Source organism: Anaerovorax sp. IOR16 (assembly GCF_017168145.1).
Lineage (GTDB): Bacteria > Bacillota > Clostridia > Peptostreptococcales > Anaerovoracaceae > IOR16.
This window is the reverse complement of sequence record NZ_JADQTL010000011.1, coordinates 175,979-202,381: the sequence shown is the minus strand read 5'-3', so window position 1 is coordinate 202,381 and position 26,403 is coordinate 175,979. Positions and strand designations below refer to the sequence as shown.

The 26,403-nt window shown below is 36.9% G+C and carries 23 protein-coding genes, 3 tRNA genes and 1 pseudogene; 1 reads left to right on the top strand and 26 read right to left on the bottom strand.

Annotation, left to right across the window (positions count from 1 at the left end):
• Positions 1 to 206: 206 nt before the first annotated feature.
• The 7 genes and pseudogenes from I2490_RS14825 to I2490_RS14795 form a co-directional block, all read right to left on the bottom strand.
• Positions 207 to 1,388 carry a restriction endonuclease subunit S gene (locus tag I2490_RS14825; protein ID WP_206460542.1) on the bottom strand — a complete coding sequence of 394 codons (1,182 nt, stop codon included), beginning with the start codon at positions 1,386 to 1,388 and terminating at the stop codon, positions 207 to 209.
• A gap of 18 nt (positions 1,389 to 1,406) precedes the next feature.
• Positions 1,407 to 1,886, bottom strand: a pseudogene (locus I2490_RS14820) (tyrosine-type recombinase/integrase); the annotation flags it as partial.
• A 156-nt stretch (positions 1,887 to 2,042) separates the two neighbouring features.
• The gene (locus I2490_RS14815; RefSeq protein ID WP_206460540.1) at positions 2,043 to 3,116 is read right to left on the bottom strand and encodes a hypothetical protein; all 1,074 of its coding nucleotides are present in this window, start codon (positions 3,114 to 3,116) and stop codon (positions 2,043 to 2,045) included.
• 62 nt (positions 3,117 to 3,178) lie between these two features.
• Complete coding sequence (locus tag I2490_RS14810; RefSeq protein WP_206460539.1) at positions 3,179 to 4,696, bottom strand: class I SAM-dependent DNA methyltransferase; 1,518 nt, start codon at positions 4,694 to 4,696, stop codon at positions 3,179 to 3,181.
• 446 nt (positions 4,697 to 5,142) lie between these two features.
• Positions 5,143 to 5,218: transfer RNA gene (locus I2490_RS14805), tRNA-Met, on the bottom strand.
• 25 nt (positions 5,219 to 5,243) lie between these two features.
• Positions 5,244 to 5,332 (bottom strand) — tRNA-Leu (locus I2490_RS14800).
• Positions 5,333 to 5,338: 6 nt separating this feature from the next.
• Positions 5,339 to 5,413 (bottom strand) — tRNA-Asn (locus I2490_RS14795).
• A 203-nt stretch (positions 5,414 to 5,616) separates the two neighbouring features.
• Between I2490_RS14795 and I2490_RS14790 the strand changes: the two genes are divergently transcribed.
• Positions 5,617 to 6,816 carry a M20 family metallopeptidase gene (locus tag I2490_RS14790; protein WP_206460538.1) on the top strand — a complete coding sequence of 400 codons (1,200 nt, stop codon included), beginning with the start codon at positions 5,617 to 5,619 and terminating at the stop codon, positions 6,814 to 6,816.
• Between the two features lie 72 nt (positions 6,817 to 6,888).
• On the opposite strand, the gene I2490_RS14785 is transcribed toward I2490_RS14790, so the two are convergent.
• From I2490_RS14785 to I2490_RS14700, 19 genes are all read right to left on the bottom strand, one after another.
• Complete coding sequence (locus I2490_RS14785; protein WP_206460537.1) at positions 6,889 to 7,692, bottom strand: hypothetical protein; 804 nt, start codon at positions 7,690 to 7,692, stop codon at positions 6,889 to 6,891.
• A gap of 121 nt (positions 7,693 to 7,813) precedes the next feature.
• The gene (locus I2490_RS14780) at positions 7,814 to 8,389 is read right to left on the bottom strand and encodes an indolepyruvate oxidoreductase subunit beta (RefSeq protein WP_206460536.1); all 576 of its coding nucleotides are present in this window, start codon (positions 8,387 to 8,389) and stop codon (positions 7,814 to 7,816) included.
• Positions 8,390 to 10,165 carry an indolepyruvate ferredoxin oxidoreductase subunit alpha gene (gene iorA / locus I2490_RS14775; RefSeq protein WP_206460535.1) on the bottom strand — a complete coding sequence of 592 codons (1,776 nt, stop codon included), beginning with the start codon at positions 10,163 to 10,165 and terminating at the stop codon, positions 8,390 to 8,392.
• A 66-nt stretch (positions 10,166 to 10,231) separates the two neighbouring features.
• Positions 10,232 to 11,254: a tetratricopeptide repeat protein gene (locus I2490_RS14770; RefSeq protein WP_206460534.1), complete on the bottom strand. Its 1,023-nt coding sequence runs from the start codon at positions 11,252 to 11,254 to the stop codon at positions 10,232 to 10,234.
• Positions 11,251 to 11,922: a DUF4080 domain-containing protein gene (locus tag I2490_RS14765; protein WP_330634692.1), complete on the bottom strand. Its 672-nt coding sequence runs from the start codon at positions 11,920 to 11,922 to the stop codon at positions 11,251 to 11,253. The genes I2490_RS14770 and I2490_RS14765 overlap by 4 nt, the downstream gene beginning before the upstream one ends.
• Positions 11,889 to 12,767 (bottom strand): B12-binding domain-containing radical SAM protein, encoded by an 879-nt coding sequence (locus tag I2490_RS14760; RefSeq protein ID WP_206460532.1) that lies wholly within the window; start codon positions 12,765 to 12,767, stop codon positions 11,889 to 11,891. The genes I2490_RS14765 and I2490_RS14760 overlap by 34 nt, the downstream gene beginning before the upstream one ends.
• Before the next feature lie 12 nt (positions 12,768 to 12,779).
• A complete protein-coding gene (locus I2490_RS14755) occupies positions 12,780 to 13,652 on the bottom strand; it encodes a radical SAM protein (protein ID WP_206460531.1) in 873 nt (290 codons plus the stop codon).
• Between the two features lie 36 nt (positions 13,653 to 13,688).
• Complete coding sequence (gene argS, locus I2490_RS14750) at positions 13,689 to 15,407, bottom strand: arginine--tRNA ligase (RefSeq protein WP_206460530.1); 1,719 nt, start codon at positions 15,405 to 15,407, stop codon at positions 13,689 to 13,691.
• Positions 15,408 to 15,442: 35 nt separating this feature from the next.
• The gene (locus I2490_RS14745) at positions 15,443 to 15,889 is read right to left on the bottom strand and encodes a DUF523 domain-containing protein (RefSeq protein ID WP_206460529.1); all 447 of its coding nucleotides are present in this window, start codon (positions 15,887 to 15,889) and stop codon (positions 15,443 to 15,445) included.
• A 16-nt stretch (positions 15,890 to 15,905) separates the two neighbouring features.
• Positions 15,906 to 16,397 carry a Smr/MutS family protein gene (locus tag I2490_RS16750; RefSeq protein WP_245157215.1) on the bottom strand — a complete coding sequence of 164 codons (492 nt, stop codon included), beginning with the start codon at positions 16,395 to 16,397 and terminating at the stop codon, positions 15,906 to 15,908.
• A complete protein-coding gene (locus I2490_RS14740; protein WP_245157214.1) occupies positions 16,373 to 18,274 on the bottom strand; it encodes an endonuclease MutS2 in 1,902 nt (633 codons plus the stop codon). The genes I2490_RS16750 and I2490_RS14740 overlap by 25 nt, the downstream gene beginning before the upstream one ends.
• Before the next feature lie 5 nt (positions 18,275 to 18,279).
• Positions 18,280 to 18,900, bottom strand: a complete 621-nt coding sequence (gene zapA / locus I2490_RS14735) for a cell division protein ZapA (protein WP_206460528.1) — start codon at positions 18,898 to 18,900, stop codon at positions 18,280 to 18,282.
• 24 nt (positions 18,901 to 18,924) lie between these two features.
• Positions 18,925 to 21,357: a phenylalanine--tRNA ligase subunit beta gene (pheT, locus tag I2490_RS14730; protein ID WP_206460527.1), complete on the bottom strand. Its 2,433-nt coding sequence runs from the start codon at positions 21,355 to 21,357 to the stop codon at positions 18,925 to 18,927.
• A gap of 18 nt (positions 21,358 to 21,375) precedes the next feature.
• Positions 21,376 to 22,398 (bottom strand): phenylalanine--tRNA ligase subunit alpha, encoded by a 1,023-nt coding sequence (gene pheS / locus I2490_RS14725; protein ID WP_206460526.1) that lies wholly within the window; start codon positions 22,396 to 22,398, stop codon positions 21,376 to 21,378.
• Positions 22,399 to 22,431: 33 nt separating this feature from the next.
• Positions 22,432 to 23,247, bottom strand: a complete 816-nt coding sequence (locus tag I2490_RS14720; protein WP_206460525.1) for a TrmH family RNA methyltransferase — start codon at positions 23,245 to 23,247, stop codon at positions 22,432 to 22,434.
• An 89-nt stretch (positions 23,248 to 23,336) separates the two neighbouring features.
• Entirely contained in the window at positions 23,337 to 24,491 is a 1,155-nt protein-coding gene (ftsZ, locus tag I2490_RS14715) for a cell division protein FtsZ (protein WP_206460524.1), read from the bottom strand.
• A gap of 62 nt (positions 24,492 to 24,553) precedes the next feature.
• Positions 24,554 to 24,925, bottom strand: coding sequence for a small basic family protein (locus I2490_RS14710; protein WP_330634682.1), 372 nt, complete (start codon positions 24,923 to 24,925; stop codon positions 24,554 to 24,556).
• Positions 24,922 to 25,539, bottom strand: coding sequence for a DUF881 domain-containing protein (locus tag I2490_RS14705; RefSeq protein ID WP_206460523.1), 618 nt, complete (start codon positions 25,537 to 25,539; stop codon positions 24,922 to 24,924). Before I2490_RS14705 ends, I2490_RS14710 begins: the two co-directional genes overlap by 4 nt.
• A gap of 125 nt (positions 25,540 to 25,664) precedes the next feature.
• Complete coding sequence (locus tag I2490_RS14700; protein WP_206460522.1) at positions 25,665 to 26,396, bottom strand: DUF881 domain-containing protein; 732 nt, start codon at positions 26,394 to 26,396, stop codon at positions 25,665 to 25,667.
• Positions 26,397 to 26,403: the final 7 nt, after the last annotated feature.

The following is a 26,403-nucleotide window of genomic DNA, read 5'->3' as shown; positions in this document are numbered from 1 at the left end:
GTCTACCCTCATTCACAATATATTTATCTATATCAGCATAATAGTCAATACAAATTTCATCACATGGACTATCTGGATGAAATCCATTATTCTCGATTTCGTAAAGTAGAGATGGACAGTACAATTGTTGGTTTCTATATAATGACTTTATTTTTTCATTTTCATAATCATACTCCCAATTCCTTAAAAAGCTTATTTATATGATGCTAAATGTTTAGGTTAAAATTATCTAAGTTTATTTCTCCTAACATGAGTTTTGGTAATAGTGTATCTCTTAACTGAACTAATTTTTCATTCTGCATAATATTATGAGCTATCATATTATAAATTGGTTGCACTATATTATTAAATTCAAACAATTCAGCATCACTTGGTGCACATATTTTGGTATTTCTAAAGTCAGTCTTATTAAATTTAGGCTGCGCTGATCCACCCGTAATTCCATCAAGGAGCTTTTGTCCAATTCTATTTCTAAAGAAATAGTAAAGATACAAATTATAGTCATACTTTTCATTTGTAGATTTAATCATAATAACATTATTTCCCAAACTCATCGGAAAGTCAAAACTAGGGCATAAATATACGCTACCTACATTCCCTACATTAGATATGATCAATTCTCCTCCAAACAATTTACTTTTTGCAAGGAATTCATAGGAGTGCTTGTCTATATATTTACGTTCACCTGCAAGATTTATTTTTAAATCAGTGTTTCTCATAAACAACGCATATTCTGGGGAATCATACAAAGTTACATTTTCTTTCAAACTTTTAAAACTACCGTTGGCAACATAATCTGAAATAAATAAATCCAAATTTCCAATAGAGTTTTCTTCATTCTTCCTAACTTTTTCATAAATCTTTTCCCAAAGAAGCATAGATTGCTTATCTAAATTCTCATTTAGTTTATTATTAATTCGTATTTTTTTATCCAGATTTTCTAATAACTCAACAATTTTCTTCTGATGGTCAATTGTATATTCAGGTACTAAATATTGCATAATAGCAGCCTTATCACCTCGAGGCATTTTGGTTCCTTTAGCAGACACTGTTGAATAATCAAAGAACTTATTTTCTGACAATACATAATAAATATACTCAGATAAATATCCTGATTTATTCCTTATCACTAATATATCATTTGAACATCCTCCATCCCTGTCTGCTAACCATATCTTTTTAAAATATGGCCTAATATTGGATGTTAAAACATCACCTTTTTGATATTTTGTTACTTTACCTGCTGATGGCTTTTTACTTGCTAAACAAACTCCACCTTTATTTGGTAACATATTTTCAGTAGATATATAATCTTTTATTTCAACATCATTAATACCAATCTTTTCACTGACATACTCTGCTGCCTTCTCTAATTCAATTTTATCCATATTAATACGTCCTTCTAACTAACCTATATACTTCTTATGTGATATCTTCACATAACTTTGATTTACCATAGTATAATGCATGGTAGTATCTATTTTCTCATGTCCTAATAAATTCTGAACTTGTTCAATAGGCATCCCCTTTTCAATAGCAACAGTAGCCATAGTTCTTCTGAATTTATGAGGATGAACCTTTTTTATTGATAGCTTGTCCCCTAACTTCCTTAAGATTAATTGAATACCACCATCCTTCAACCGATTATATGGATGTCTTAATCTTACAAATAAAGCAGGGTTCTTATCCATTCTTTGTTTTAAATAATCTTGAAGATGTACTTTTGTCTTAGCATCAAAATAAACAATTCTCTCTTTATGCCCTTTTCCAAATACAATACACTCCCTGTTATTAAAATCTATTTGATCAATATTCAGTTGTATTATTTCTTCCACTCTCATACCAGTGGAATACAACATATCAATTATTGCAAGGTCTCTTGCATTGGAACAAGAATCTCTTTTTTCATTTTTAAAATTACGTCATGTATAAAATTATTATTCATGGTATAACCTCTCTTTACTTTTTTAAGTAGACTAACCATAAATAATGGCACTATACAATATATTCTATTAGATGCCATTGTAAATAACTTATTATACCTATTCTATTGATATTTCTATAGATGTTTTAAGAGATTCGGCTTTTACAATATTTATCTTTATTTCAATCCATTCTTTCATAGATTCAATATTTTTATAAATAATTTCAATGGTTTCATTATCTCCATGTAATTTAAAACCTTTTCTTAGATCAAGGGATTCTATACTTATTAAATCAAGATACTTTTCATCTCTCTTTAATGGTTCTATAGTATCTGCTATTGAAAGGATAAAACAAAGTTCATTATTAATAGTGATTCTATCATTATTTCTCTTAACGATGCCTTCTGAATCACCATACTTTTCAATATATTGATTTAATGTACTAATCCAGATATTATGAGAAATAATTGCGTCTGCAGCTTTTGCATATTCATCAAAATGTTTATTTGATAAATGCAATTCTCTGCCAGAGCTGTCATCTCTAATATAAAAGTTGTCTCTTGTATCTTCTTTGTTAGTACGTTTTTTCCAAGCAGTATTAAATTGTTTTCTTAATTTATCATATAGTAAAAGTCCACCTGCAATTCCGTGGTCTATTTTCCTTTCTTTATTTTCATCACTAATTGCACGACACTGAAAATAGAATTCCACAATTTCCTTTGGATGGGTTTTGAAAATCCGATCGTGAACATATTTTATATTACATATTTCTTGTAATGCTTCTAACCCCTCATTCTCTATCATATTTAAAGTTTGAGAATCTGTATTCCCTTCGAAAGCATATCCAATATCATGATATAGACAAGCCAGAAACCAGTAATATTTAAAATTCAAATTATTAATATTTCGTGTTTGTGTATCTATATGAAAAGACTCTGCAATCTTGATGCCGAGAAAAAATGTAGATATTATATGTTGAGAACGTTCTAGAATATGTCTTTTATATTTATTTAAATTAACATCTTTAAAAACCTTTTTCTTCCCACCAAATTCAAAATATTTTTGTATAAATTCTAAAGCATCTTTATCACTCTCTAATGAATCTAGTATCGACATTGGTATATTTAAATAATATGACCATCTATTAGTATTACTTGCTATTTCTTCATAGCATTGTCGTAATGTCTGCATAATAAGCTCCTTTTTACTTTAAAAGCTAAATGATAATTTAGCTTACCAACATACAATCCATCTTATATTTTAAATCCAATACTTCCTAAAGTCTTACGTATCTTTTCTTCTAACTCTCTAGATTCCTTAAACTGTTGACTGATTTCACTTGTTAACTTTTCCATCTTTTCTTCAAATGGAATTCCATCATCTTCTACTTCCTCAATGCCAACATACCTTCCTGGAGTTAATACATAATCGTTTTCAGATATCTCATCAATTGTCGCCACCTTACAAAATCCCTGTACATCTTCATACCCATCATTATTTTTCCATTTATGATACGTCTCCGCTATCTTTTGAATATCATCTTCACTTAACTCTCTTACTCTACGATCAATCATATATCCAAGATTTCTTGCATCAATAAAGAGAACTTTATTTTTTGTATTTTCATTTTTACCTTTTCTCATAATCCAAAGACAAACAGGAATACCCGTTGAATAAAATAGTTGTCCTGGCATTGCCACAATACACTCTACTACATCACCTTCTACTAACATATTTTTTCTGATATTTCCCTCATTAGAAGTATTTGAACTCAAAGATCCATTCGCTAGAACTGTGCCGCATACTCCTCCATTTGGATTTAAATGATGAAGCATGTGTTGTAACCATGCATAGTTTGCATTACCTACAGGCGGTGTTCCATATCTCCAACGTACATCTTCTTGAATCTTTTCTCCACCCCAGTCAGAAATATTAAATGGGGGATTTGCTAATATATAATCAGCCTTAAGTGTTTTATGTAAATCTTCATGGAAGGAGTCTGCATTATGTGTACCCAAATCTGCCTCAATCTGTCTTAACGCAAGATTCATCTTTGCAAGTTTCCATGTTGTAGGATTAAATTCTTGTCCATATACAGAAATATCTCTTACATTTCCTTGATGTTCTTTTATAAACTTTGCAGATTGGCAAAACATACCGCCAGAACCACAAGCAGGGTCAAAAATCCTTCCTTTAAAAGGTTCTATAATCTCAACTAACGTACGAACAACACAAGATGGCGTATAGAATTCTCCACCTAACTTACCCTCGGCACTTGCAAATTTCCCAAGAAAATATTCATAAACCCTACCAAGGACATCTCTTTCTTGCGCCAAAGTAGTTCCAACATCTACATTTGTAAACAATGTTACTAGCTCACCTAACCTAGTTTTATCTAATTCAGGTCTGGAGTAATTTTTATTAAGAACCCCTTTTAATGATGGATTTTCCTTTTCTAAAATTTCCATTGCATTATCAATTACTTTACCTATTTCGGGTGAAGTTGCGTAAGACGCTATTCTACTCCATCTAGCTTCTAATGGAACATAGAAAATATTATCCATTGTGTATTCATCTTTATCTTCTTCAAATCCAGAACCTTCACGAACTAACACTTCGTATTTATCATTAAATGAATCAGAGACATATTTTAGAAATATAAGACCTAAAACAACATGCTTATATTCAGATGCATCCATACTTCCTCTTAATTTATCGGCTGCCAACCATAATTTATCTTCAAAACCTACATTAGTTGTTCCTTTTGCCATTTATATTTCTCCTTAGTTTGATTTTTTTTAACATATATACACAAATTATACAACTAAATACCCAAAAATTCAAACTACTTGCTTAAAGGAATAAGGATTTTAGGTACTTTAAAATTCTATTTTCTACAAGCCTTCCTTCACCGCTCGGTACCTTTTCAGGTTCGAGTCCTCTACATCATAACAATAAAGAAAGTATGGTAGAATAAAAAAAAGACAGGATTTTCATCCTGTCATACTTTCTTGGTTGCGGGAAGAGGACTTCCGCAGCTGCTTTACTTCTTTATCTTGCATCTGCCGTCCTTCGCCCAAGCACAGGGCTCGGACCACCTCACGCGCAAGACTTCACAAGCCTTGCTTTATCGTTCGGTGCCTTTTCAGGTTCGAGTCCCTTCCTTCTTTGCTAACATAAAAAAACTTGCAATCGTTAAAATTGCAAGTTATCTTCTTGGTTGCGGGAAGAGGACTCGAACCTCTGACCTTCGGGTTATGAGCCCGACGAGCTACCAACTGCTCCATCCCGCGATATTAAGTTTTAGTCGTTAGTAAATGGTGCCGGGAACCGGGGTCGAACCGGTACGATCGGTAAAGATCGCAGGATTTTAAGTCCTGTGCGTCTGCCAATTCCGCCATCCCGGCACATATTGGCTCCAAGGGTGGGGCTCGAACCCACAACCTATCGGTTAACAGCCGAGTGCTCCACCATTGAGCTACCTTGGAACAAATGTTATCGCTGACGACAAGGTTTATTATACAACATCTTTTTACCCTATGTCAATATAATTATTTCTATTTTCTCTTTTTTATTCTAATTTTTTTTTACATGGCTATTCCCACTATTATTCCTTTTTTTTACTACTTCATTCTTATTTCTATGCGTGTTATAATAAAATCACTAAAAAACGGAAAAGAAGGGAATCTCGATGAAACACAGTGAAGTCATTGAACTATTGAAAGAACTTATTGCCATTGAAAGTCCTTATTATAAGGAAGCCGATATTATGCAATACTGCTATAACTGGCTTGAAAAAGAAGGCTTTTCACCGGAACATCATTATTACAGTGAAAAAAAAGCAATCGGTTTTGATGGCGAAAACATCATTTGCACAATCAAAGGACAACCCGGAGGACCTACCATCTGTTTAAATGGTCATTTGGACACCGTTCCACTCTGTAAAGGCTGGACCTATAACCCTTATGAACCAACCATTGAGGATGATCGTATTTACGGTCTCGGCGCCGTAGATATGAAGGGTGGTTGTGCAGCACTTATGGTTGCTTTAAAGCGGCTAAAAAACAGCGACATCCCTTGGAAGGGCAACATCATTTTAACCTTAGTCTCTGATGAGGAAGGACCTTTTGGTCTTGGAGCAAATGCACTGATTGAAGACGGACTCATTGACCGAGTCGACTGCTCTGTTATTACAGAACCAAGTACAGGCTTTAGTCAATATGATTTTCCTGTACTTTGCTTGGGTGCACGTGGATGCTTTGTTTATAACATTGACTTTTATGGCAAAGCCGCTCATGCCTCCAGTCCTCAAAAGGGCGTCAATGCAGCAATTGAAGCTGCGAGATTTATCTTAGAATCGGAAAAACTGCAATTGGAAAGCGACGGCATCTTAGGCCCTGGCTCCTTCTGTATTCTAAAAACAGAAGCAGATGGCGGTGCTTGTAGTGTTCCTGACTTTGCAAGAGTTACGGTACATAGACATATCGTAACAACTGAGGATGAAGAAAGCATATTTAAAGAAGCAGAAATGCTTTTAAAGCGAGCTGGTGTGAAATGTGAATACAAAATTGACGTAAGACCGGAACCTTCACCAGGAAGTCGTTATTACAAACCTTATGTTGTAAACAAAGAAGATATTTATGCAAATGCAATGAATGCCTCAGTGGAAAGCGTTTGCGGAAAACCGGCTACTATTGATTATCTTGACAGCATCGGTGATTTCAATTATCTTGGTACTCGTATCTGTACGCGAGACGGCAATCAGCCTCCAGCTCTGATTATAGGACCGGACGGCGGAAACATTCACAGTTCTGATGAGTATGCTACCATTTCATCAGTGGATGCAACCTGTGATATCGTTTATGAATTTTTAGCACGAATAATGAAATAATCAAAAAGAGTCAGTTCTAAGAGCTGACTCTTTTTCTTATTCATAATCCAGTTTTATATGTTATTTATACTACTATACAACGTTTTCCTTCTCATCGTCCTCTTTCTTTTCTAACTCATTTTCAACAGGTGCTATTTTCTTTATACGAGGGATAAATCTCTTCGCAAATGATCCATTTCCTCGACCTTTGATATACAAAAGACCAATCATACAAAAACCAACAGCGCCGATAAAGTTAACAAATAAGTCAGTCATGGTGTCATACAAGCCGATGTCAATATAACCACCAAAATTCCAAGTTTCTCCGTTAACTACTATGCTTTCAATCGGAATGGTCACTGGAATATTTTCGTTAGCAGGATGTAGCAATACAGAAGAAATTGAAGTCAATATGGTATCTTTTTGCATATCCGAATATGTAAAATAATCCATAGCAAATTCAAAAAACTCCCATAAGACTCCAACCGTCATAGAAAAACAAAAGGAAACCAACGCCACAAAAATTGGAGATAATCGAATGGAAAAGCGTTCACTTTGGTTTAGAATATCAATTAAAGAAAACCCAATGCCTGCACATAAAAATCCATTCATTGTATGCAGCATGGAATCCCACCTAGGGAATATTAAATAATACTCATGAATTTCCCCTAAAATTTCAGCTGCAAAAATAAAAACTAAAATTATAATTTCCAGTGTATTCGGCAATTCTATGTGAAGCCGTTTATCAATAAAAGTTGGTATCATAAAAAGAAACAATGTCATGATACACAAAAATACATTATTCCAATTATGATTAAATATTTGTGCAATCATAACCACAATAACTAATACTCTAAGTACCACATAGACTGTAGTTTTTACTTTATTTTGTGACATAAATTCCTCACTTTAATTTCTATTGTTTTAAAAAATGGCTTCACCACTCTATACTTGCCTTTTTTAGCTAATAGGAAAAAGAACACGATATTTCCTACTAGCTAAAAAAGGGAAGCAGGTATTAAACCTGCTTCATTCCTTCTTGGAAAGCTCTAATGTTTATGTCTTCGAAGCCTTTTTTTACATTTGCACGAATCACTACTTCCCAGTCAATTCCTGGAATATTCATCGCTTTTACAAGTGCTCCTAAAAGAACAATATTCATTGTTTTACTATTACCAATTTGTTCGGCAATGGTGGATGCCTCAAAAACGGACACATTCGCTTTTGCAGTCAAATCCGCTAAAATACCTTGTGGGTATTTTGCCGCACCCATAAGAATTGGAACAGATGGAATTTCAAAATCATTGATAACCATCTTTCCGCCTTCCTTCAAATATTCAATCCAACGCAGCGCTTCCATCTTTTCAAATGCAACGATAACATCCGCTTCGCCTTTTCCAATAATTGGAGAATACACCTTTTCTCCAAAACGAATCTGCGTACTTACATTTCCGCCTCTCTGAGACATTCCGTGAATTTCTGACATCTTTACATCATAACCAGCTTCCAGTAAACCCATAGATAAAATTTTGCTGGCTAAAATCGTTCCCTGGCCGCCGACACCAACCAGTAATATATTCTTTACTTCTTTCATTTATTTCACCTCCGAAATCGCATCAAACGGACAAACTTGGACGCAAACTCCGCAACCCGTGCAAGAATCTGCATTAATTGTGATGGTTTCACCTACATAAATGGCAGGACATCCTGTTTTTGCACACAATTTGCACTTTCTGCATTTGTCTTGATCAATCACGCATTTCTTTGGTTTTAAGTCAAAGTCATTCTTATCCTGCTGGGAAAATTTCTTCAAGATACATGGCCATTTTGTAATGATGACACAAGCTTCATCTTTGCCTAGAGCCTCATCCAATGCATGGTCTACTTCATCCAGCTTTAACGGATTTACTATGTAAATATTTTCTTTCTTAATACCGATTGCCTGACAAAGTAAAGGAATATCCACCTCACCGGTTGCATCACCCATTAATGTGTAGCCTGTTCCAGGATTTTGCTGGTGGCCCGTCATACCGGTAATTCGATTATCCAAAATAACGGTTACATTGTTTCCTTTATTGTAAGCAACATCCATCAAGCTATTGACACCGGAGTGGAAGAATGTTGAATCGCCAATTACCGATACAACTTTTGTATCTGCACCGGTGATCCCAAATGCTTTAGAAGCACCGTGTCCCGTACTAATACTTCCTCCCATACAAATACAAGTATCCATTGCATTTAATGGTGCAGCTGAACCTAATGTATAGCAACCGATATCTCCGGTAATCATCACATTCTTTTTCTTGCTCAATGCATAGAAAAAGCCTCTATGCGGACATCCTGCACACATTGCAGGCGGACGAACAACTGCATCAAGATCCGATTTCAAAGTAGGCGCCTCAGTACCAAAAACACCTTTTCTGACAATATCGGTATTCAACTCATCGTATTCCGGAATGACTGCCTTTCCGATGCATTCAATACCAGCTTCACGAATCTGTCTTTCCATATATGGATCCATTTCTTCTACAATATAAAGTTTTTTTACTTTTGCTGCAAAAGCCTTAATCTTTTCCATTGGCATTGGGAAAGTCATGCCAAGCTTTAAATAAGAAGCATCATCACCAAATACTTCTCTAGCATACTGATATGCTACGCCGGAACTGATAACTCCAACTTCACTTCCGTTCATTTCCTCTACGTTGAGTTCTGTATTATTGGAGTATTCTTCCATCGCAGCCAAACGTCCTACCAAATTACGACGCATCACTTTACCGTTTGCAGGTGTTGCAACATATTTTTTAATATTCTTTTCATAAGGCTTCGCTGTTTTTTCTACACGATCTTCGAACGTAACTGCGCTCTTACTGTGACATATACGAGTTGTCATTCGAAGCAGCACAGGCGTATCAAATTTCTCAGACAGCTCAAATCCAATCTTTGTAAAATCCTTTGCTTCCTGACTATTGGAAGGCTCTAGCATCAATAATCTTGCTGCTGTTGCATAGTTTCGATTGTCTTGCTCATTTTGTGAACTATGCATTCCCGGGTCATCTGCTGATACCAAAATGCAACCTCCGCCTACACCAGTGTATGCAAAAGTAAACAAAGGATCCGCCGCTACATTGACACCCACATGCTTCATGGTAGCAAGAGAGCGAACACCTGCAATAGAAGCACCAATCGTAGCTTCTAAGGCTACCTTTTCATTTGGAGCCCATTCACAGTATAAAGAATCTTTGTATAATACCAGATTCTCCAAAATCTCTGTGCTGGGTGTTCCTGGATATGCGGAAGCAAAATTCAATCCTGCTTCATAAGCGCCCCGCGCAACGGCTTCATTGCCTGTCATTAGATGTTTTTGTTTCATTTCCTCTCCTCTTCCTTTCTTTTATTCTAAGATACCGTAACCAAATTCAATATGCTGCGCATTCGATTAATTGATTACTACTTGTATCTTTTTACGATATTTTTCTGCAAGAGATTCTTCTCCTTGCTGCTCATAAATATCTGCTAATTCTTTCATGCTCTCAATGTGAGACGGGTTTAACTCCAAGGCACGTTTTAATGAGGCTATCGCCTCCTGCTCCTGATTGATGTGGGAAAACCCTACACCTAAATAATAATGCAAGGGCCACCATGTCTCATATTGCGTTTCAGTAAACGGCTTTAATACCTTAATACCATCTGCAAAACGGCCTGCTAATACATGGTTGCAGCCCTTTTCGATTTCAATTGGCTGCGTAAGCTGTTCCAAACGCTCATGTATTTCTTTTTTATCGTCTTTATTCTTGCTTCTTTCCAAGAATTGTTTCCATGTCAACGATGCTTTTATATAAAGTCCCATATTTAAGTACGCATATCCTAAGAAATAATAGGACTGTGCAAAATCCGGATGTACTATAGTTGTTAATTCAAAATACTCTATAGATTCTGCTTTAAAACGACCAACGTATTCCGAGTCTTCTCGGTCCGAACCTTCCTCATACAACTCCCGACATCCTCGAGCGTAACTGTACATTGCATGAAGATTGTCCGGTGAAATGACCAAAGCGGCACGAAAATGAATGACCGCAGAATCCATCTTTCCTTCCTCTGCATGATCTCTGCCTTCTTTAACCAAAGCATCCACAATTTTATGATTAAAGTATTTTTTTAGATATGCAACATACTGAGGTACATACTGAAACTGAGGATTTATGCCCATAATCCATGCCATATTTTCTGCAATGTGTACCAATGACAAGCCTTTTTTGCCGTGAAAATCCACGACATCTTGATGTCTGAGAGGAATGGGAACCCCTTTCATGATATCGAGAATGCCCTCTCGCTTTAAATGTGCTTCTGAGAATTCATCAAACACAAAATCCTTTAGATACTCTTCGAAATAATGTCCTACATGATCGGTTCGTGTTATAAAATTAGGCACTGTATTTTTCGAGGTTGTTTCTTTTTTCATAAAGTCACTTCCCACCCTTTTTTCTTGAATTTCTTTACTGCATCTGGATTCATGGTTCTATGCATATCCCATTCCAGTAAATTCTTTAATTTCTCTGCAGTCCCAGGCAATGTTTTTTCTTTCCATTGTCCATAATAGTAAAAAATACGGTATAAGTCTTCCTTTTTATGAGATCGATGCTGATATCCTTTTAGGTAATAAAAATGAGAAAATTCCTCATAAAAGTCAAACGGTGATTCCGAAAACTCCTTCACAGCAAATTCAAGACTGTCTTCAAACCCACCCCGATTAAAATATAAATCAAGTACTGACTCAATCATTTTAAGCTGAACTAGACTCGCTGCGCTCAGATAATGATTGGAAATCACTTCATAAGGTGCCTTACTACGATATATGTATTCATGCTCTTTGGCATTAAAGCGAATGGCGGTACCTTTTAAAAGCTTCAGAAATCCAAGCTGTAATTGATGTGCGTTTAATGAATATACATCATTAAACGAAGTACGGAAGGAATCATAATTTTCATAAGGCAATCCTGCAATCAAGTCCAAATGCAAATGCACCGTTCCAAACTCACGCAATCGTTTCACATTCCTTGCCAGGTTACTAAAATTACTGTTTCGATTACAGCTTTTTAAAGCTTTTTCATTTGTGCTCTGTACTCCGATTTCAAATTGAAATAATCCGGGACGTACATTTCCATAAGCTCCAATAAAGCATCATCGATCAAATCACCACATAACTCAAAGTGAAAATTTGTGATGCCATTATCCGTTTCCATCAGATACCGAAGAATCTCAATACATCGTTCTTTATCATAATTAAAAGTACGATCAATAAACTTAACCTGTTTTACCTTCTTATAAATAAAGTAACTCAAATCGGTCTTAACGCGGTCCATAGGCAGCGCCCGGATGCTTTTCTCCAAAGAGGATAAGCAATAGCTGCATGAAAATGGACAGCCACGAGAAGATTCGTAATACAAAACCTTATCGGATTCATTCATAAGAAACAGATATGGAAACGGTACCAATTCAAATTGAACCGGTGGTGCAGGTGAATTTGCAAAAACCTTATCATTGGATCGATATGTTAATCCCAAAATTGTTGAAAAATCAGGTGTTTCTTTCACGATCTCATCCAAGAATACCGGAAATATTTCTTCACCCTCACCGGATATAATAAAATCAATTGATTCATTTTCCATCATCAATTGGGTAGGATCGAAGCTTACCTCTGGTCCTCCCAATAAGATACGAACTTGAGGCTTTGCTTTTTTTACGTTTTCTGTAAGATACAAAATCCGTTCTCGATTCCAAATGTAGCAAGAAAAGCAAATGATATCATAATCCTCACGTATCAATTCCGAAAAAATATAATCATCGTCATTGTTAATTGTAAATTCCTTAATTGTGATTGATGGTTGTTTTTCTTGTGAAACGACGTATAAATACTTCAATGCCAAATTGGAATGAATGTATTTGGAATTTAAAGTTGTTAATAAAACCTTCATAATCTACTCCGTTTATAGCATACGAAATCGCTCATCTTTTAACATTTCTGTGTTCTTTTTTGCCAAACGGATCTGATCTAGCATCTTCTCTTTATCTTTTGGCAAATCACCTTTTAAAGACAAATAATTGGATGCATGGTTGCTTCGGAAGACACAAGGCTTTGTCACCTTAATGTTTTCAAGAAGCAATTCTGCCTCATCCATTACCTGTTCTTTTGTCAAGCATTGAAATGTTCCATCCATAACGTCTTTATAAATCGGTGCCATTGGATCCAGCATTAATGTCAATAAACTTACATAGGATGGCTCCATTTCACTAATCATCGTGCCGCTTTCAATTGCATGCTCTTTCCAATTGTTCTGTCCTGCCAAACCTGAAATAAAGGTCACAGAAGCAGCAATTCCGGAATCTTCAATTTTTCTGACTGCATCAATCAATTCTCTTCGGGTAGCACCTTTTTGTATCTCAGCAAGAACGCGATCACTCCCTGATTCTGCACCAATGTAAATGATTCCAACGCCATGCTCCTTTAATTCTTTTAATTCTTCCGGCCTTTTTCTTAAAACATCCTGAGGAGAGCCATAAATTCCAACTCTCTTGCATTCTGGGAATAATTCTTGAATGCGATTTAAAATGGTTAGTAATGCTTTGTTTGACAAAACAAGGGCATCTCCATCTGCAAGAAAAATCTTTTCTACATGAGAATAATATCTTCTTGCCATTTCCAAATCCTCTAAAACCTCCTCCGGTTTTCGGATTCGAAATTGTTTATCCTTAAACATACTGCAAAATGTACATTTATTGTGTGCACAGCCAATTGTAACTTGTATAATTAAGCTATAAGCCTCACTGGGAGGGCGGTATACACTTCCTTCATATCGCATTGCTTTTCCCCCTTTTTTCGTTACTTCTTTTAAGAATTACATTTTTTCCGGTGATTGCATGCCGAGCAATGCTAATCCATTTTTAATCGTCTGCTTTGCCGCATAAGTTAAAACTAATTTGGCATGTTTTTCAGCTTCATTGTCTACTAATATATGCTCATCATGATAGAACTTATTGAAGCTTTGTGCAATATCCACTACATGTCTTGTTACCACAGAAGGTTCATACTTATCCGCAGCATCGATAATTACCTGCGGGAATCGATAGATTAACTTAGCCAGCTGATAAGCACTGTCTCCGGAAATATAAGACATATCAATGTTATCAATGTTTGCTAATGCCTTTTCAGTTTCTTCTTTTGCATTTCGCAGAACACTGGCAGCTCTTGCATGTGTATACTGAACATACGGTCCTGTTTCCCCTTCAAAATTAAGAACTTTATCCCATGAAAATACATAATCCTTGATTCTGCTGTTGGAAAGCTCTTGGAAAATGACAGCACCAATTCCAACCTGCTGCGCAGTCTCTTCCACATTTTCTGTATTTACATTCTTTTCAAGAATAACCTGCTTTGTTTGTTCCACTGCACGGTTTAGTACCTCTTCCAGGAATACCACACGTCCATGTCTCGTTGACATCGTTCCTTCCTCTAAGCTTACGAGACCGAATGGAATGTGTACGCAATCCTTTGCCCATTCATAGCCCATTAATTCCACAACTTTAAACCATTGCTGGAAATGTAGATTTTGCTGTGATGCAACAATGTATAGATTCTTATAAAAATTATAATGCTCTTTACGATAAATCGCTGCAGCAATATCTCTCGTAATATACAACGTAGAACCATCACTCTTTGTAATCAGAGCCGGAGATAAATTGTATTCTTCTAAATCAACAATTTGAGCACCTTCGGACTGCTTTAAAAGATTTTTCTCTTTTAATTCATCCAAAACACGTCCCATCTTATCTGAGTAGAAGCTTTCACCTGCATAAGAATCAAATTCTATGCCAAGCATGTTATATACGCGTTCAAATTCTTTTAAACTTTCATCACGGAACCACTGCCATAATTCAGTCTCTTCCTTAGCTCCCTGCTCTAGCTTTGTAAATGTTGCACGTGCTTCATCATCCAAAGAAGGATTTTTTTCTATCTCTTCATGGAATTTTACATAATAGCCAAGTAAAGTTTTAATTGGTTCATTAATAACATCCTCTTTGTTTCCCCAGTGGCGATAAGCTACAATCATCTTGCCGAATTGTGTTCCATAGTCTCCAAGATGATTGATACGTACCGTATCATAGCCAAGAAAATCATAAATCTTATAAATAGAATTTCCAATTACCGTACTACGAATGTGTCCAATATGGAATGGCTTCGCAATATTTGGAGAAGAAAACTCAACAATAACCGTCTGATCCTTTCCCAAATCGGAAGAACCATAGCGTTCTTTTTGATCTACAACCGAAGTTACCAATTCTTTGGTAAAGGTTTCACGATTTAAAAATAAATTTACATAAGCATTAACCGATTCTATTTTTGAAAAAAGTTGATTTCCTTCTAACTTTTCACGAATTCCTGACGCAATCATTGCCGGTGCTTTACGCATAGTTTTTGCCAATCGAAAACATGGGAAAGCATAATCCCCCATCTTTGCATCGGATGGAATCTCTATCATTTTTTCAATTTCTTCTTTGCTTAGTCCTTCTACATGTGGAGCTAAGCATTCTGCAATTTGTGCCTTAATATTCAACATATATTTATCCTCCTCGCTTTTCATGCAATTTTATCTTATCGTTTCATCAAACTTTCTTCTGAAATAACGTGAATCCCATTTTCCTTCAATAACCGAACAAAAAAACCATTACCAGAAACCAACTTTCCTTGAAACGTCCCGTCATAGATTTTCCCGGAACCACATGATGGGCTTCTTGCTTTCAAGATAGCCGATTCTATCGACTCCCCATTTTTGTCCGCTTCCTTTAATGCAACCTCATAAGCAAGCTCTGCCCCTTTTTGAAAGGCTTCGGTTACATCCTTACCTTCTTTATTGATTACCTTTCCTTCCATGATTTCTGCCGGTGATCTCGGAGTTTCTAAACCTCCCAAAACTTCCGGACAAACCGCTATATATGATTTATTTTTTAAAAACTCTTTGACTTCCATCGATTCATTGCTACCTCCATTATACCGGCAGCAGCTTCCCAATAGACATGCACTTACAATATGCAATTTCATTCCTCCCCCGAAACTCTTATCGTAAGGTGACAATGGTAACTCCATCTCCACCTTCATTGTACGCTCCCTTTCGGTATTTTTCCACATGCTTATGATGTCGGAAAAGCTGAGACAATCCATCTCTTAAGATTCCTGCTCCTCTTCCATGAATAATCGTTACCTCTTTCAGTCCTGCCATATAAGCATCGTCCAAATATTTGTCAACTTCCATAGACGCATCATCTAAATTCTTTCCAATTACATTCATGCTCATAGAAATGGCTTGTGCCTTACTTCGATAAAGTGCACCGTATCTTGCTTTCTGCTTCTCTTTTTTTGTAACATTTTCCTGAATCTTAGAAATTTGTTTTAGATTAACTGTCATTTTAAGAAGGCCTACCTGTAACTGCAAATCACCTTTGTCATCCGGAAGCGTGAGTACATTTCCCTTTTGGTCCAAGGAAAGAACGCGTACCCGATCTCCAAGCTTCAAATCACCTGGTCTCACAGGGCTATCATTTTGAGGCATTTCATAGCGTTCTCGATACTTTTCCCCGCTCTGCGAATTTTACTTCGTGCTTGTTCCTGTCTGCGATTCCGTTCAGAAGGATCTTGTATCTTCTCTAACTCTCGTAATTCTTTCTGTACTTGATCCGAAAATTCCTTTGCTTCTCGAACCATTTCTCTTGCTTCTTCTTTTGCTTTTTGAAGAATCTTTTCTTTTTGTTCCTTAAAACGCTGTTCTTGACGATCCAACGCTTCTTTCTGACGCTTCATTTCAAGACGAAGGGCAATCGCTTCATCTCGTTCTTCCTCTGCCGTAATTTTATCTTTCTCAATGGTCGTTATTACTTCTTCAAATTCAATATCACCTTTCTCCAAAAGGCCTCTTGCATGATCAATAACTACATCAGGCAGTCCTAATTTTTTTGAAATCTCAAAAGCATTAGATCTTCCCGGTACCCCAATTGAAAGGCGATAAGTTGGACTTAATGTTTCTACATTAAATTCCATTGATGCATTTTGCACTCGATAGGAAGAGAGCGCATATTTTTTCAACTCTGTATAATGCGTCGTTGCAATCGTCTTTGCACCTTTTCCATAGATGTTTTCTAAAATAGAAATCGCCAGTGCTGCACCTTCCGTCGGATCCGTACCAGCTCCCAACTCATCCAATAAAACTAACGTATTTTCTCTGCTTTCTTGTACTATTTGTACAATGTTGTTCATATGAGAAGAGAACGTACTTAAACTTTGCTCGATACTCTGTTCATCTCCAATATCAGCAAAAACCTGTTCTAATACCGGAAGTTCCGTTCCATCCGAAGCCGGAACATGTAAACCAGACTGTGCCATCATAACAAATAGTCCTACTGTTTTTAACGTTACGGTTTTTCCTCCAGTATTTGGTCCTGTAATAATTAATGTATCATACTCTTTTCCAAGTGCAATGTTAATCGGGACTACCTTTTTCGGATCAATTAGAGGATGTCTGCCATTTTTTATTCTAAGATGACCCTGTGTATTCATTTTAGGCTCTGACGCTTTTTGTAATACTGATAATTTTCCTTTAGCAAAAATAAAATCCAGCTGAACCAAAAGTTTTTGATTATTTAACAGTTGTTCATGAATCAGTGCAATTTTTTCCGAAAACTCTTCTAAAATACGCTGTATTTCCTTTTTTTCAGCCAATTCCATTTCCCGAAGTTCATTATTTAAATTTACAATCGCTTGTGGTTCAATAAATAAGGTTGCCCCCGTTGACGACTGATCATGAACAATTCCGGAAAATTTACTTTTATGCTCCTGCTTTACAGGAATTACATATCTGCCTTGACGCATTGTTACAATCGCATCTTGTAAGAGAGTTCGACTTTCGGATGAATTCAAGATACTATTCATCTTTGCTTTAATTGCATCATTTTGTCTTAAAATAGATCTTCGAATCCGCTTTAATTCCGAACTCGCATTGTCCGCCATTTCATCCTCCGATAAAATGCAGCGGTCGATTTCATCTTCCAAGCGTTTATCAATAAATAATACTTCTGCCAAACCATTAATGTGCGGCAATGGGGGTAAATCACTCTTTAAGAAACTGGCAGCATTCCTGGCAACCTGCAAATTGTATAGAATTTCTAACAGTTGCTTCATTGTAAGAGTTCCACCCTTATGCGCAAAATAAATGGAATCCTTTATGTCATAAAAACTCCCTAAAGGAAGTGCCCCTTTATGCATAATAACGGAAACCGCTTCCGTGGTTTCCGTTAATTGCTCTTGAATTTGATACACATCAATAGAAGGCTTTAGCTCTTCGAGGACTTTTTTTGTCATCGAAGAAGCTGCCTGGGTACACAATCTCTCTATGATTTTATTGTATTCTAACACCCGATATGCCTTTTTGTTCATGTATACTACTCCATCATTTTTTTATAGCGGTCCAACTCTCCTTTTAACTGGATGTTTTCCATTTGAAGATCAAAAAAACTGCTTTCTACGTCTCGGCATTTTGCTTCCAGTTCCTTAACAATCGAAGAGTTGGAAATTTTATTTTCTTCTTGTGCTTTCATACGTTCTAACAACGCTTCATTTTTTCGACATAAAGCATCGTATTCTTCCTGTAACGCTTTCAATTTTCCGGAAATCTGACTAATCTCTACTGTTTTTTCATTAAATAGTCTCTGCAATTGATCCCGATGCTCCATGCTGCTTTGGGCATCTTCTTTATATTGCAAAAAATTCTTTTTTGCTTCATCCCAAAGCTGTACATAATGCTTTGAATCTTTATCCAATTGAATATTTTTCAATTTTAAGGATTCGTTTTCTTCCATCGCTCTAAAATAATCGTCAGAAACATTCACAGCAGAAAGCACAGCTAAGGATGACGTAGAAGTGGTAGGTAGAGCGACAGCAATTTCATTCATTTTACGATCTACATAATCCGCAACTTTCATAATGTGCTCTCTGGGCATATCGCCTGAAATGATATATTCCTGGCCATAAATTCTGACAGTCACCTTATTTTTGTCTTCCATAGAAAATGTCCGCCTTTCTATCCGTTACATTTCACGCAATACCGCGTGGCATCCTTCTTTTAATGCAACCAATATTTTATCATTTACCTTGGTTACTTCTTCTTCTGTCAGTGTACGATCAGCGGCACGATACGTAAGTGTAAACGCGACACTCTTTGTCCCAGATAATAACTGCTTTCCGCGATATACATCAAACAACGTTACCTTTTCAAGTAATTCTCCACCATGAGCCTTGATAATCGATTCGATATCACAAACACAGTTTTCTTCGTTCACCGTTAATGCAAGATCACGAGTCATAGCAGGATATTTTGGAAGTGGGCGATAAAATTTCTCTGTATTTGCTTTTTCTACAAGAAGGTCAAAGTTTAGTTCACAACAAATAGCCCTCGCTCCAATACCATATTTTTCCAAAACATCCGGGTGAATTTCTCCTATGATTCCAATTTCCACACAATCATACACAAGAGTTGCACAACGACCTGGATGGAAGGTTGCAATCTTTTCTTCCGGAATATAACGACACTCGTATATTCCTAATTTATTCAAAAATTCTGTTACCATACCTTTTAATGTAAAGAAATCTTTATTCGGTCCATAAACAGCAACACACATGGATTCTTTCTCTTCCGGAAGCGGATCTCCTTCATGATGATTGTTGAAGAAGGTCGTTCCGATTTCAAAGGCAGCTACATTTTCGTTGTTTCTGCTATAATTTCTTGCTAAGACTTCCAACATATTAGGAATTAACGTAGTACGCATTACGCTGGTATCTTCTCCAAGTGGATTTAATAGTCTAATCAGTTTTCTTCCTTCTGCGTTTTCATCCATTTTAATAGAATCCACACCTTTTGGACTTACAAAAGAATAAGTCTGAACCTCACTGGCTCCCAGTGCAGTCATTGTTTCTTTTGACAAATCTCGCAAACGTTGCTTTTCGGATTTACCTGCCTCAGAATTTCCTCTAGGTAAAGTTACAGGCATCTTATCATATCCGTAAATTCTTCCAATTTCTTCGACAAAGTCAATCTCTGTTTCCAAATCCAAACGTACCGTAGGCGGTGTTACCGTAATCGTATTTCCAAGATGCATGGTTTTCATTTCCAATCGATGGAAAATATCAATCATTTCCTTAGCGGAAAGATTAATTCCAAGTACTTGATTGACTCGATCCACTCTCACCTTTACCGATTCCGCTTCTGCTTTTTCTGGATATACATCAACGGAACCCTTTAAAACCGTACCTGCATTTAAAAGTTCTATCAATCGACATACTCGATTGCAGGCTTCTTCTGCAAGATTTGGGTCAATGCCCTTTTCAAATCTGGAAGATGCTTCGGTACGAAGTGTTAATTTTTTTGATGTACTTCTAACACTGTCTGCATTAAAATTAGCAGCTTCAATTAAAATCGTATCTGTATCCTCTTGAATTTCCGAATTTTGACCACCCATAACTCCGGCAATAGCAACGGCTCTCTCAGTATCCTTAATGAGCAGCATGTTATTAGTCAATTTACGTTCGGTTCCATCCAAAGTCGTGAATACTTCACCCTCCTGTGCAGTATCCACACTAATCTTACTGCCCTTGACATTTCGAATATCAAATGCGTGTAGCGGCTGTCCATATTCCAACATTACATAGTTAGTAATATCGACAATATTATTAATCGGACGCATGCCTGCATAAATCAATCTTTGCTGAAGCCACCAAGGAGATTGTTCAATCTTAATATTCGTTACCACTTTTGCAACGTAACGCTTACATAGATCTGGTCTTTTGATTTCTACTTCAATAAAATCCTTACACTTTCCCTCTCCCTTTTCTTCACAACGAGTTTCAGGATAAGAAAGTTCAGTTTCAAATGTAGCAGCCGCTTCTCTTGCCATGCCAATCATGGATAAACAATCCGGGCGGTTTGGTGTGATTTCAAAATCTATCACTTCACCCTTTAGATTTAAAGCTTCTACAATACTCATTCCCAAAGGGTACTCTTTTTCTAAAATCCAAATACCATCCTTGTGTGTTACCGGCACCACCTTGTCTTCAAATCCTAGTTCTCCAGCAGAGCAAAGCATGCCAAAGGATTCTACCCCTCGAAGCTTTCCTTTTTTAATGGTAACACCTTCCGGTTTTTTTGGCTGTCCATGAAGCGGTCCAGGGATTTTACTTCCATGCAATGCCACAGGGACATAATTACCCACTGCAATATTCGATGCTCCCGTTACAATTTGAACCGGTTCTTCTGCAGCAACATCAATTTTCGTAATGACAAGCTTATCTGCATCTGGATGTTTGTCTATGGACAAAATCTTTCCAATGACAACATTTTCAATGTTCTCTCCAAAAACTTCAACTGTTTCTAAGTTGGAACCTGACATAATCATACGATCACAAAATTTATCTATATTTTCATCAACGTTTGTATATTCTTTTAACCATTGAATAGGTACTAACATATTATCCCTCCGTTTTTATTATTTGAATTGCTGAATGAAACGCATGTCATTTTCATAGAACAAACGGATGTCATCCACCCCGTACTTTAGCATGGCAATTCTTTCTACACCCATACCAAATGCAAATCCCGTGTATTTTTCCGTATCTACATGCCCGACTGCCAATACATTTGGATGCACCATACCACATCCTAAAATTTCAATCCAGCCACTTCCTTTACATACTTTACAGCCCTTACCTCCACATTTAAAGCAAGAAACATCCATTTCTGCGGACGGCTCAGTAAATGGAAAATGATGTGGTCGGAACTTTGTTTTTGCATTTGATCCAAACATTTGTTTTGCAAACGAATCCAGTGTACCTTTTAGGTCTGCCATCGAAATGCCTTCATCCACCACAAGTCCTTCCACTTGATGGAACATCGGAGAATGTGTAGCATCCGGCGTATCACAGCGGAAACAACGTCCCGGAGAAATCACCTTAATCGGAGGATTGTCCTTCATCAAAGTACGAACTTGTACCGGCGAAGTCTGAGTTCGAAGCAATACATCCTCAGTAATATAAAAAGTGTCGGTAAAATCTCTAGCAGGATGATTCGGCCCAGCATTTAAAGCATCAAAGTTATTAAAAACTGTTTCAATTTCCGGTCCTTCTATAATACGAAATCCCATATTCATAAATACTTTTGAGATCTCATCAATGGTAATAGAAATTGGATGTTTTACACCAAGCTGAATCAAACTTCCCGGCTCCGTAACATCTATTTTCTCACTTTTTAGTTTCGTAGCTTTTTGTAATTCTTTCATCATCGCGAATTTTTCTTCTAGTATTGCTTCAATCTGGCCTCTCGTACTGTTAGCAGTTTGACCTAAAGTCTTACGTTCTTCCGGACTCAAAGATTTCATACTTCTTAAAATTTCTGTAAGCTTTCCTTTTTTACCTAAAAATTTAATTCTAAGTTCTTCCGTTTCTCCCAAACTGGAAGCTTTATCTAATTGTTCTTTTGCTTCTTCCAATATGGCTTTAAGCTGATTTTGCATGCTATTTATCCTCCATTTCATTGTTCACTATTCTCATCGTTGTTCTTTTTGTCTTACCGCTTCATACATTAAAATCCCTGCGGCAACCGCAGCATTTAAGGACTCTACATTGTCCATCATTGGAATTCGAATAGTTACATCTGCCCCATCAATGAATTCCTTACAAATTCCATTCCCTTCGTTTCCAATAATTAGTCCAATGTTTTCACAAAGATCTGTTTCATAGTAGATCTGACTGTTTTGCAATGTAGTGGCAAGAATTCGTTTTTTATATTTACGAAGATAACGAATCGTTTCTTCTGCACTGTTCGTAAAAAAAATCGGTAACCGAAATAACGCTCCCGCTGCAGAACGAACTACTTTTGGAGAAAAAATGTCTCCCGTTCCTTTGCATAAGATAACTCCCTGAAAACCAGCTGCATCAGCAGTTCTTAATATTGTTCCCAGATTCCCGGGATCCTGCAATCGATCTAAAACTAATACATTACTGGTTGGTCGCGCTTGATGAAAAAAATTTTTTTCTGAGCATTGTGGTTTTTTTACGACTCCCATAATCCCTTGCGGCGTCTTAGTGTCACATAGTTTTTCAAATAGTTTCTGTGAAAGAAAAAATACGTCAATGTCTCGGTTTTGAATCTCTTCGAAAAGATCCGAAAGCTCCGATTGTTGCTTGTTCATTTCTTCCCGCAAAAAGACTCGAGTCAATTCGGCTTTATTTTCCAAAGCTTCCCGTAAAAGATTTGGACCTTCAATCATATACTGCCCAGAAATCTCTCTATGCTTTTTTTGCTGCAAACCCAATGTGCTTTTATAAATTGCATTGTCTGCAGATTGAATGATTTTTATCATAATTTTGGTTGCCTCATCCAGAAAATTTGTTTATGGCATAATACAGAAAAAGAAGCCGGTTCATTTACCGGCTTCGATGATACACTTTGCTAAAAGCTCCCTTTGTCTTTATTTAAGAAAGACGGTATTGCAAACGAATTTGTTAATTTTTCTCGAAACGCTCTATCATCATCGGATAAATCATGGTATTGTGCATTTCTATCCCGCGCATTCTCTGTTTCTGACTCATGCTCTTCGTGTTCTCTAGCCTCTGTTTTATCTTTATTTGATGGTGTTAAAATGTCAACGTTGCGATCCTCAAAGCCAGTTGCGATTACCGTAATGATAATTTCATCCTTTAAATCTTCTTTAACAGATGCACCAAAGATTACAATTGCATCCTTGTCCGCTGCTTTTTCAATTTGATCGGCAGCTTCATTTACTTCAAGCATTCCTAAGTCGTAGCCACCCATTATATTAAGTAAGATAGCCTTAGCTCCATTGATCGATGTTTCAAGAAGCGGGCTTTCAATGGCGTCCTTCACGGCATCCGATACTCTGGAATCACCGCTTCCTCGACCTACGCCCATATGTGCAATGCCACGATCACTCATAACCGTCTTTACATCAGCAAAGTCTAAGTTAATCAAACCTGCCTCAGCAATCAAGTCAGAAATTCCTTGTACTCCTTGCTTCAAGACTTCATCTGCCATCGCAAATGCCTGAATCATTGTAGTATTTTTCTCAGCCACCTGAAGCAATTTATCATTTGGTACAACGACCAAAGAATCGACATATTTCTTTAAAAACTTTATTCCTAATTCTGCGTGTTCTCTACGCTTCTTACCTTCAAAAGTAAAAGGCTTTGTTACAACTCCTACTGTCAATATACCCTGATCTTTCGCCGCTTTCGCTATAATTGGAGCTGCACCGGTTCCGGTTCCGCCTCCCATGCCGGCCGTAATAAATACCATATCCGCACCGGAAATGAATTTTTCAAGGTCGTCAATGTTTTCTTCCGCAGCCTTTTGTCCCACTTCCGGGTTGGCACCTGCACCAAGTCCTCTCGTCAGCTTTTCACCGATTTGAATCTTTGTCTCTGCTTTCGATCCGGCAAGCGCCTGCTTGTCCGTATTTACCGCCATAAAAGTGATTCCATTCAAACCTGCATCTATCATACGATTGACCGCATTGCTTCCACCGCCGCCAATTCCAATTACTTTAATTTGGGCATTCTTATCTTCGTTTACTTCAAACTGCAACATAAAAAGTAACCTCCTGTTACCATAATAATATTAATTATACCATAATACTAAGGCCCATGCACCTATTTCTTGCTTTGATTCGTATCTTTTTTTAAGACATATTTCTCCACCACAATACGCCGAATCACTGCTAAATTATTGAATAATCTTCCACCAAATACAAAAATAGCCGCATAGTAAAGAGGTACACCAAGCAAATCTCCTAAATAGGTCAATGCTGCTGCCAAAATAGCATTCGTAATAAAACCTGTAAAAAAGATAATGCCATTGTATTTATCTTCAAACTGTGCACGTGCTGCCCCTAAAATTGAATCTAATGATGCTAAAAGGGCCATTGTAATATAAAAAGAATATTCTGCCGGATAGGTAATATCCAACCCAAATCCCAAAACCAGACCGCCAATTAAGCCAATGGTCATTGCTACTAAAATCAATTGGTTTCACCTTCTTTCCTGATAAGCATATACCGATAACTGTGTTCTTCCGGAAAAGCCGGAATTTCCACTTCTTCTTCCATGTTAAGTTTAAAAATTAAACCATAGTCTTTTAACAATGTTCCATAACCATCTGGCCCTAATAATGTAGATGCCAAGCGGTCCGAAGCGCCAATCGCTTTGATTCGAAACGGTCGGGCTTCAAATTGTCCATTGATGCGTACCGTATAACCAGAACAGGAAATTGAACTTCCATTTGCTATGCGATGCCCATTCACAGAAACAGCTTCCGCACCGGCTCCATAAAGGTCATTCAATATCGTAAGTAAATCACTGTCATGTACCAGAACATTACCGACTGGTTCTTCCTCCATTAAAGCTCTTGTTGCATCATCCAGATAAATAGAAACACCTTCCCCTTTCACCGCAGTGGAATGACTAACCAATTTATATTCATCTAATTTATTTTGCATATCAGAAAATAAATCTGTATCTTTATCCTCCGCAGCAAGTTCTTTATATTCTTCCAATTTGTTTTCTGTTTCCAAAATTCGCTCTTCAATTTGAAGAATGCTCTGTTTCTCACTTTCAATCGCAACCCGATATTCATCCATAATTTTGGAGAAACATATAATTTTTGTCCATTGGAAATTTGCATTTGTGTTGCGATAAAAAAACCAACCGCTAAACAAAAACAAACTGTTAAAAATTTTGCTAATCGACTCATAGGAGCAACCTCCTATTCCTTTTCTTCTTCCACTATGGGTTGTGCATAGCGGAATTTTAAAATGCCATTATATCTAGGGATATTAATTTCTCCTTGCTTTACGATATCAACATGAACACCGGACTTTTTCAAATTTTCTATGATACCATATCGAATGGTAATTGTTGCTTCAATGGTATCCGGATTTCCAATGGCTTTTATTTGATAAGGTGGAGCCGTTGGAATCGTGTTGATGTTAACATTGTCACCTGCCAAACTGATTTCTGTCGTTGCAATGATTCTTTGTCCATTAATAGAAATTGCCTCTGCTCCAGCATCTTTCAGCTTATTAACTAGATTCAACAACAGTTCATAATTGGTCATAAGATAACTATAACCATCACTGAATTCATCCGGCTCCGGATCATCCAATGTGATGATGATACCAGATCCCTTGACTTCAACCAGTCCTGCTGCCATTTTATACTTTTCCTGCTCATTTAAAATTGACTTTAGGGTGCTGTCTTCTTCTGCCTTTTTCTTCTGAATGTCCTCCATCAATCCCTCAAGTTCAATCAGACGCTGTGTTGCTGCTTCTTTTTCAGCTCGTACTTTTTTTAATTCCGCTTCCAAACCTTGCGCTTTTGCAAGAGGTATCAAACCTCCTGGGTCAGAACCTTGTGTGGTATTCACCTGTACTGATACAATCAGACCAATGAGTAATGCCAGTAGTCCAACCATAATGATTCCACTGTATTTCTTCATTTGTTTC